The 8847-nt window shown below is 72.2% G+C and carries 7 protein-coding genes and 1 pseudogene; 5 read left to right on the forward strand and 3 right to left on the reverse strand.

The features are described from left to right. The 3 genes and pseudogenes from ACI379_RS11950 to ACI379_RS11960 all read left to right on the forward strand — a co-directional run. Positions 1 to 374, forward strand: a pseudogene (locus ACI379_RS11950) (crotonyl-CoA carboxylase/reductase); the annotation flags it as partial. Between the two features lie 176 nt (positions 375 to 550). Further along, positions 551 to 1864, forward strand: a complete 1314-nt coding sequence (locus tag ACI379_RS11955; protein WP_439792315.1) for a hypothetical protein — start codon at positions 551 to 553, stop codon at positions 1862 to 1864. A gap of 98 nt (positions 1865 to 1962) precedes the next feature. After that, positions 1963 to 3261: an AI-2E family transporter gene (locus tag ACI379_RS11960; RefSeq protein WP_439792316.1), complete on the forward strand. Its 1299-nt coding sequence runs from the start codon at positions 1963 to 1965 to the stop codon at positions 3259 to 3261. On the opposite strand, the gene ACI379_RS11965 is transcribed toward ACI379_RS11960, so the two are convergent. Beyond that, positions 3160 to 4206, reverse strand: coding sequence for an EamA family transporter (locus ACI379_RS11965; protein WP_439792317.1), 1047 nt, complete (start codon positions 4204 to 4206; stop codon positions 3160 to 3162). The genes ACI379_RS11960 and ACI379_RS11965 overlap by 102 nt on opposite strands. Positions 4207 to 4244: 38 nt before the next feature. Here ACI379_RS11965 and ACI379_RS11970 point away from each other — a divergent pair, with 38 nt between their 5' ends. Then, complete coding sequence (locus tag ACI379_RS11970; RefSeq protein ID WP_439792318.1) at positions 4245 to 4781, forward strand: CGNR zinc finger domain-containing protein; 537 nt, start codon at positions 4245 to 4247, stop codon at positions 4779 to 4781. Between the two features lie 37 nt (positions 4782 to 4818). Here ACI379_RS11970 and ACI379_RS11975 read toward each other — a convergent pair whose 3' ends face one another. Together ACI379_RS11975 and ACI379_RS11980 are read right to left on the reverse strand one after the other, a co-directional pair. Beyond that, entirely contained in the window at positions 4819 to 5595 is a 777-nt protein-coding gene (locus ACI379_RS11975) for an alpha/beta fold hydrolase (RefSeq protein WP_439792319.1), read from the reverse strand. Between the two features lie 31 nt (positions 5596 to 5626). Continuing rightward, the gene (locus tag ACI379_RS11980) at positions 5627 to 6397 is read right to left on the reverse strand and encodes a hypothetical protein (RefSeq protein WP_439792320.1); all 771 of its coding nucleotides are present in this window, start codon (positions 6395 to 6397) and stop codon (positions 5627 to 5629) included. A 247-nt stretch (positions 6398 to 6644) separates the two neighbouring features. Here ACI379_RS11980 and ACI379_RS11985 point away from each other — a divergent pair. Then, positions 6645 to 8847 (forward strand): NB-ARC domain-containing protein (locus tag ACI379_RS11985; protein WP_439792321.1); only part of this gene is annotated, 2203 nt, incomplete at its 3' end.

Below are 8847 nucleotides of genomic sequence, written 5' to 3' on the forward strand. Positions count from 1 at the left end.
CCTTCGGCGCCTCCGTCTTCGTCACCCGCAAGGGCGGCACCATCACCACCTGCGCGTCGACCTCGGGCTACATGCACGAGTACGACAACCGCTACCTGTGGATGAACCTCAAGAAGATCATCTCGAGCCACTTCGCCAACTACCGCGAGTCGTGGGAGGCCAACCGCCTCATCGCGAAGGGCGCCATCCACCCGACCCTGTCGCGGACGTACACCCTCGACGAGGTCGGCCAGGCCTCGCTCGACGTCCACAAGAATGCCCACCAGGGCAAGGTCGGCGTCCTGTGCCTGGCCCCCGAGGAGGGCCAGGGCGTGCTCAACCACGAGCTGCGCGAGAAGCACCTCACCGAGATCAACCGTTTCCGCGGGGTCTGAGGGTCTGAGCCCACCCCACCCGGTCACGCACCAACAAGACACCCCGGTTTCGCGGTCAGATCCGCGAGCCGGGGTGTGTTGTTCCCACCGATCGGCAAGACTGTGCCCTGAGCCGCATCAACCCCGACGCCACACCCCTGAAGGCGTCGATGTTCACCGAAAGTGGGTACCCGACCATGAGCCGCGACGAAGGCCTGTCCATCTTCGACGACCCGGACTCCAACCAGACTCCGGTCGCGAAGGAGCAGGCAGCAGCACCCTCCGCGGATCCGGAGAAGACCCAGGTCATCAAGGCCGTCGTCAAGGGCGGCGACGCCCCTGCGAAGGCCGATGTCCCGACGCAGCCGGTGGCGCGCACCGAGCGTCCGCAGCCTGCCTCGGCCCGCCAGCCGGCCGCCTCCCCCGCGGCGTCCCCGGCACGACCGGCCACCTCGAGTGACCAGACGACCCGCATCCCTGCCGTGCAGGCCCCGCTGTCCGGGACCGTGAGCACCCCGCACGCGGCCGCGCTCCCCCTGGTGCGCCGCGGCGGCTACGACAAGCTCGCGGTCGACCAGCTGCTGGCCAAGGAGCAGTCCGAGAAGGGCGCTCTGGCCGAGAGCCTGCGGACCGCCGAGTCGCGTGCCGCCCAGCTCGAGCAGGAGGTGCAGCGCATCCGCGCGGAGCTGTCGGAGGTGCAGAACCCCACGTACGCCGGCCTCGGTGGCCGTGCGACCTCGATGCTCAAGCTGGCCGAGGACGAGGCCTCCGACGTGCGCGCCGCCGCCGTGCGGGAGGCGGCCGAGATCCGCGAGCAGGCCGAGCGCGACGCCCGGGCGATCCGTGCCGACGCGGCACGCGAGGCCGACGACATGCGCGTGGTGCAGCTCAAGGAACTCGACGAGATGCGTTCGCGCATGGTCGCCGACGCCGAGCAGGAGCGCGTCCTGGCCAAGGGCGAGGCCGACGACCTGCTGGCCTCGGCCAAGCGGGAGTCCGAGCAGCTGCGCCTGGCGGCCCAGCAGGAGACCAACCAGCTCCGCACCTCGGCACAGCGCGAGGTGGAGCAGGCGCGGGCCGCCGCGGACCGTGAGGTCCAGGAGGCGCGGCGCACCCTGGCGGTGGAGAAGGAGCGGCTGGCCCGCGAGGCCGCCGAGCACCACGAGAGCGCCACCGCGGAGACCGCTCGCCTCGTCAAGGAGGCCGAGGACCGGGCCACCGCTGCGGAGGCCCGCGCCCGGGAGGCCACCACGCAGGCCAACGCGCACCGCCAGCAGGCGCAGAGCGAGTCCGAGGGGTTGCTGAGCCGGGCCCGCCGGGAGGCGGAGCAGATCGTGGCGTCCGCTCGCACGCAGGCCGAGTCGATCTCGGCGACTGGTACGGCTGAGGCGGAGCGCGAGCTCGCGGCCGTACGCGCCGACCTCGAGCGCGTGACCAAGCGTCGCGACGCGATCACCGCCCAGCTGGGTGCGCTGCGCGACGTCGTCGCCGGATTCGACAAGGACGAGTGATGGGGTGGTTGGGTCGTCTCCGGGACCGTGTCGCCGGAGCCTCCGAGGATGTCCGCAGCCGCGCTGGCGGCGCTGAGCGCCCCGGGGCGGGCAGCGACGTGGCGTCCCTCGCCGACGCTGCTCCGGAACCGGCTCCCGAGGCGACCCAACCCCTCTCCGTACCCTCCACCCCCGCAGCGACGGAGGCCGCCGAGGCCGCTTACCGGGCCGGGACCGCGGTGAAGAAGGCGGCCGAGGAGGCGGTGGAGGAAGCCGTCGAGCACGGCGAGGACGTCAAGGTGGTGATCGACGACTCCACGCAGCTCGTCGTGGAGAACGCCGGGTCGATCACGACTCCCCCACCCGTGCCCCCGACGGTGACCCCCTCGCTCCTGCGGCACTCACCGTTCCAGTTCGGGTTCCTGGCCACGCTCGGCGGCCTGCTCGCGTTCTTCCTGTTCCACCAGATCGAGCGGCTCTCGGGCATCCTGGTGCTGCTGGTCCTCTCGATGTTCCTCGCCATCGGCCTCAACCCGCTGGTGGAGTGGTTCATGCGGCGTGGCCTCAAGCGCGGCCTCTCCCTGGGCATCGTGCTGCTGGGCGTGGTCGCAACCGTCGGGCTCTTCGTGCTGGCCGTGGTGCCGGTGCTCAGTGACCAGATCACCTCGATCGCCAAGAACGCGCCCGACTGGTTCGAGCAGCTCAAGGAGAACGCGACCTTCAAGGATCTCAACGAGCGCTACGAGATCGTCAAGAAGATCACCGACTACGTCCAGGACGGTGACTTCGTCGCGTCGGTCTCCGGCGGGGCGCTGAACTTCGGTCTGGCACTGCTCTCGGCGGTCACCAACACGTTCATCGTGCTGGTCCTCACGATCTACTTCCTGGCCTCGCTGCCCTCGATCAAGCACGCCACCTACCAGCTCGCGCCGGCCTCCAAGCGTGGCCGGGTGAGCGCGCTGGGTGACCGGATCATCCAGTCGATGGGGGCGTACGTCGGTGGCGCCTTCCTGGTCGCCCTGTGCGCCGGCATCTCGACGCTCATCTTCTGCTTCGTCGTCGGACTGGGCGACTACGCCATCGCGCTCGGGTTCGTGGTGGGTCTGCTCTCACTGATCCCCGTGATCGGCGCCTTCATCTCGGGCGCGATCATGACACTGCTCGCCCTCACCGTCTCGCCCACCACGGCCCTGATCGCGCTGGTGTACTACCTGGCGTACCAGCAGTTCGAGTCGTACTTCATCTCGCCCAAGATCATGAAGCGCGCGGTCGACATCCCGGCCGCACTGACCGTGATCGCGGCGCTCGTGGGCGGTTCACTGATGGGCGTGATCGGCGCGCTGCTGGCGGTACCCTTCGCGGCCGCCGCTCTGCTCCTGCACCGCGAGGTGTTCCTGCGCCGCCAGGACGCCAGCTGAGCCGGTGGCCGACGGCGCCCCTTCCCCCGCCTTGACCACGACGACCCCGGCCAGGACCAGCAGTCCCCCGAGGAGCTGGACGGTCCCCGGCAGCTCGTCGAGCAGGATCCAGGCGAAGACCAGTGCGCACAGGACCTCGCACAGCGCCACGAACGAGGCGAGCCTGGAGCCGAGGCGCCGCCCGGCGGCGATCCCGGTGACGTAGGCGAGGGCGCCGGCGACCAGGCCGAGGGCCAGCACCGGCCAGTACCACTCGACCGTGAAGCCCGAGTACGTCACGGCCCGGGTGTTGGCGGCCATGGGCAGCACCCCGAGCAGGCCGGCCGCGCCGAGCACACCGCCGCCGACGACCAGGCCGGCCGCGGCCAGGCTGATCGGCGGGAGGCCGTTGTCGAGGTCGGCGGAGATCACGAAGTAGGTCGCGGCCCCCAGCATCGCTCCAAGCGCCCACAGGACCCCGACGACGTCGAGGTCCACGCCACCGGAGAAGACGTCGAGCACGAGGGCCAGTCCGCCGATGGCGAGCGCCGCGCCGGCCAGGGTGGTCGGGCTGGGCCGGTGCCCGTGGCGCAGCCACCACCACACGACCACGGCCAGCGGCGCCGTGTACTCCAGCAGCAGGGCGAGGGAGACCTCGAGGTAGGAGACGGCGTAGAAGTAGCACAGCTGCGCGCCGGCGACGGCCATCACGCCGTACGCGCTCACGAGGCCCGCGTTGCGGCCGATGAGCGACCAGCGCCCGCGCAGTGCCAGGACCCCGGGAACCACCAGGGCAGCGGCGGCGACGCCGATGCGCGCGGTCACCGCGGCGCCGGCGGTCCACCCGTTGTCGAGGAGTCCGCGGGCCAGCGCCCCGGACATGCCGAAGGTGGCCGCCGAGACGAGGGCGAGCACCAGGCCGGTCCCGAAGCCGGAGCCACCGCTGTCATGAGTCAAACGCGCCACACCCATGACGCTAGTTCGCCCAGATGTAACCTGTCAAAGTGCCTTTTGCCCATGACACCGAGGTGGCGCTGCTCTCCTGCGTCGCGCTCGTGAACGACGCCGAGGAGCAGCAGGGCCCTCTCGGCTCCCCCGACGGCCTCGCCGAGTACGTGCGGCGCTGGGAGTACACGGGTCAGCACACGGGGACCCTCGCCGAGCTCGAGGAGGTCCGCGCGATCGCACCCCGGCTCCGTACGCTCCTCACCGCTCCGCGGGACGAGGCCGCCGAGCTCGTCAACGAGATCCTCGCCGAGATGCAGGCGCTCCCCCAGCTGCGTCGGCACGACACCTGGGACTGGCACCTGCACGCCATCGACCCCTCCCGGGCGCTGGCCGACCGGATCGCGGTCGAGACGGCGATGGCCATGGTCGACGTCGTCCGGGCCGACGAGACCAGCCGGATCGCGGTCTGCGACGCCGCGGGCTGCGAGGACCTCCTGCTCGACCTCAGCCGCAACCGGTCGCGTCGCTACTGCTCGGCCACCTGCGGCAACCGCGAGGCCGTGGCCGCGTACCGCGCCCGCCAGCGGTCCTGAGCAGCCGAGCCGCCCCGGCGCGCAACCCCTTCCCGGGTCAGCGGTGTGCCAGGAACCGCTGCAGCACCTCCAGGAACACCTCGGGCCGCTCGGAGTGCACCCAGTGCCCCGCCCCCTTGACGGTCACCTTCCGCACACGCGGGAAGAGCCGCTCCATCGCGGGGGCGTACTCCTCGAGCACGTAGTCCGAGCGCTCACCCGCGATCCACAGGACCGGCCCGGGGTACGGCTCCAGGGCGTCCACCTCCTGGGGCCAGCGACCGAGCACCTCCAGGTCGCGTCCCAGCACGTCCAGGTTGGCCTGCCAGCGCCAGCCGTCCCCGTCGCGCCGCAGGTTCTGCAGCAGGAACGACCGCACCGTCCGGTTGGGAACCGCCTCGAGAAGTGCCGCGTCCGCGTCGTCGCGACCGCCGAGCGCGCCGAGGTCCATGCCGAGCATCGCGGCGATGTAGCCGGCGAACTCGCTGCCCGTGCGGTAGGTCACCGGGGAGATGTCCACGACGCACAGGCGCTCGACGAGCTCGGGACGGCGCAGTGCCACCGCCATCGCGGTCTTCCCGCCCATGGAGTGCCCGACCAGGGCGACCGGGTCCTCGGCGTCGAGCAGCTCGGCGACGCTGTCGGCCAGGTGGAGGTACGAGAACTCCTCACCCCACGGGGACCTGCCGTGGTGCGGCAGGTCGACCAGCGTGACGCGGTAGCTCTCGGCCAGCGCCTTGCCGATCTGGGTCCAGTTCCTGCCCTGTCCGAAGAGACCGTGGAGGAAGACGACCCGGGGTCCGTCGTCGCCGAGGTGGGTCGTGTGGAGCGTCACGCCCCGACCCTAACCTCCCCCGGGCGGGTGGTCAGAAGTCGAACCCGTCGAACCCGTCGAACATGTCGCCGATGCCGTCGCCGAGACCGCCGAGCATGTCGCCGATGCCCTCGCCGATCGCCCCGATGCCTTCGCCGATCCCCTCGAACCCGCCACTGAAGAGCATCCCCATGAACATCCACTCCATCGGCCCGAAGTTGCCGAAGTAGCCGGCCGCGTACGGCTGGTAGGCGCGGCCGCCCTGCCAGTACGGCACCCGCTTCGAGCCCACCATCACCTTGCGGATGTCCGGTTCGGCACCGGCGCGCACCCGCTCCACGTCGAGGGCACAGGCCGGGACCTCGCGCTGGGCACCGCCCGGCGGCGTCCAGGACACGTCGGCGACCGACAGCCCGTGGCGGGGGTCGAAGAAGCAGGGGGGCCGACGCGTCGGGAGCGGCTGGCCGCTCACCCGGGCGCGCACGCAGGCCATCGCGTAGCGACCGTCCTCCAGGATCTCGGTGACGTGCTTGACGTCCTCGGGCCGCTGCAGACCGGCTGCGGCCGTCTTGGCCGACTCGTACGCGTCGAGCGCCCGCTGGTAGTCGGCGTTGGCCCCCACGTCCAGCGGACGCCCGGCCATCTCCAGGTCGAGGTCCTGCAGCTCCACACCGAGGGCGGTGACGTCCTCCTCGGCGAGCCGCTTGACCGGGGCCAGCTCGCTCTCCTTGCGGAGCAGCTCGCGCTTCTTGCCCATCCGGCCCGCTCCGAGAGCGACGGCGACCAGAACGCCGAGGACGACGAGGACGAGCAGGAGTTCCATGGCCCAAGGGTACGTGGGGACCCCCATCCCCACGTCCCTTGAGCCATCGGAGTCTCCCCCGAGATGGGTGTCGGACGGCCGCGGACCACCCCTGAAGGTCCGCGGCCCCGAACACCTGTCGAGCGGTTGGGCCCACCCCTGTTCGGGTCCACATCGCCTCGACTGACTCCAGTCTGGTCGAGTGACGTGCGTCCCGGCATCCGTAGTCCTACGTAACTCCGGGAGCGGCGGGAGATAGATTCATGGCGTGCCCACCCTGTGTCTCGGTCGTGAAGCAACGTTGGCGGCCGTCGCCACGTGCCTCGACACGGGACGCTGGGTGACCTTGGTGGGGCCGCCCGGGTGCGGAAAGACCACCGTGGCCCACGTGGTCGCCGAGTCGCGCGAGGACTCCGTGTGGGTCGACGTGCGTGACCTCACCACCACCGACGAGGTGCTGCTGGCCTGCCTGGCCGCCCTGGGCGCCGAGCACGCGCCGGGCGACACCCCCGCCGGCCTGCTGGGACGCGCGATGGACGGCGAGCGCACGCTGCTCGTGGTCGACGGGGTCAGCGTCGACGTGCAGGGCCTGGGCGCTGTCCTCCAGAACATCGTCGACGCGACGACCCACTCCTCCCTGCTGGTGACGTCGTTGTCGATGGCCGCCCAGCCCTCCGAGCGGGTGGTCCGCGTGGCGCCCTTCCACATCCCCGGCCAGAACGGTCGGGCGCACGGACCGGCGCTGGACCTGTTCCTGCACCGCCTGCAGACCGCCGGCGGTCCGGCCGTGGACCCGGTCGCGGACGCCGTGGCCCTCAACCGTCTCCTCGGTGCGACCGGCGGCCTCCCGCTGCTGATCGACCAGGCCGCCGTGCAGTGCGCGCTGCTGGGGCTCTCGGCCGCCACCCCGGCGGGATCGCTGGCCGAGGCCATCGACACCTCGTACACCCTGCTCGCCCCCGACCGGCAGCGCGCCTTCCGTCGGCTCGCGCTGCTCGGGTTCCCCGTCGGTGCCGAGGTGCTCGCCGCCATCACCGGGCAGTCGGTCGACCAGGCCGTCGCCCTGGCCGCCGGGCTGGCCCGGCGCAGCCTGATCGAGGTGCTGCCGGACGGGCGTTTCGACATGCTCACGCCCATCCGTGCCCACGCCGCGAGCCTGGCGCTGGACGGCGAGGAGGACTCCACCGACCGCGCCCTGCTCGCCTGGGCCGACCGCGTGGTGCCTGCCTCGGTCAACTACGGGGCCGCCGACCAGCCGTGGCTCGACGAGCTGCCGGCCGTGCGCCGGGCCGTCCTCCGCGCGGCCGAGCACGAGGACCTGCGGCAGACCGCCGCCGCGCTGGCGAACCGGATCTTCTCGGCCCTCTACACGGCGATGCACACCCGTGAGGCCGTCGACATCCTGCTCGGGCTGCTGGACGCCGGCGAGATGCCCCCGGAGCTGGGCTCGATGGTGGCGCGCCGGGCCGGGATCGCCACCTCCGAGGTCCACGGCACGTACGAGGGCATGTGGCTGCTGGACCGCGCCGACGCGTACGCCCGCGAGACGAACAGCCCGGACGAGTTCGCCAAGACCGCCTCCATCCGCGCCGAGATGCACCTGGACGCGGGCGACCTGGTACGCGCCGAGGCCGAGGCCCTGCGCGCGATCGCGCTGGACCACGAGGGCGGCTCGATCGTCCGCCAGGCCACGCGCACCCTGGCCGACGTGCAGCTGTCGTCGGGCCGCCTCGACGACGCCGTCGCGGCGGCCAACGCGGCGCTGCCGATCACCGAGGCCAACGACGAGCGCTGGATCTCCCTGTCGGCGCGCACCCTGCTGGCCCGGGTCGCCCTGGAGCAGGGGCGGATCTCCGAGGCGGTCGCGGGCTGCCGTGCCGTGGTCGCCGACGCCGAGAAGCTGGCCGAGGACCGCGTCGGACTGCTCGCCGAGACGCTGCTGCGCGGCCTGGACCGTACCTGGAGCGCCCGGCCGGTGGACCGCGACCACCTGCCGTGGGCCGTACGGCTCCCGGTGCTCTGCCAGGACGCCCGCGAGCTCTTCGCCGTCCGCGACTTCAAGCACGCCGCCGGGTTGGCGGCCGACGTCGCCGCGCTGGCCGACAGCGCCCGTCTGGGTCGGGACGCGGTCGAGGCGCGCCTCCTGCTCGGCCGCGCCCTGCTCGGAGCCGGGGACGCCGACCAGGCGACCACCACCTTCCTCACCGCCCTCGAGCAGGCCGCGGTGATGCCGATGCCGCTGCGGGTGGCCGACGCGCTCGACGGGCTGGCCTCGGTCGGCGACCAGCAGGGCGTACGGCGTGCCGGCGAGCTCGCCGCGACCGCTGCGGCCATCCGACTGCCGCACCGCGCCACGACCTGGGGGTACGCGGCCCAGTTCCCCGTCGAGCCCGCGCGCGCGGTGCCCCCCGAGTGGGTGGCGGACGGGAACCTCACGCTGCTGGGCCGCACCTCGATCGCGTCGATGTTCA

Source organism: Nocardioides sp. (assembly GCF_051876515.1).
Classification (GTDB): domain Bacteria; phylum Actinomycetota; class Actinomycetes; order Propionibacteriales; family Nocardioidaceae; genus Nocardioides.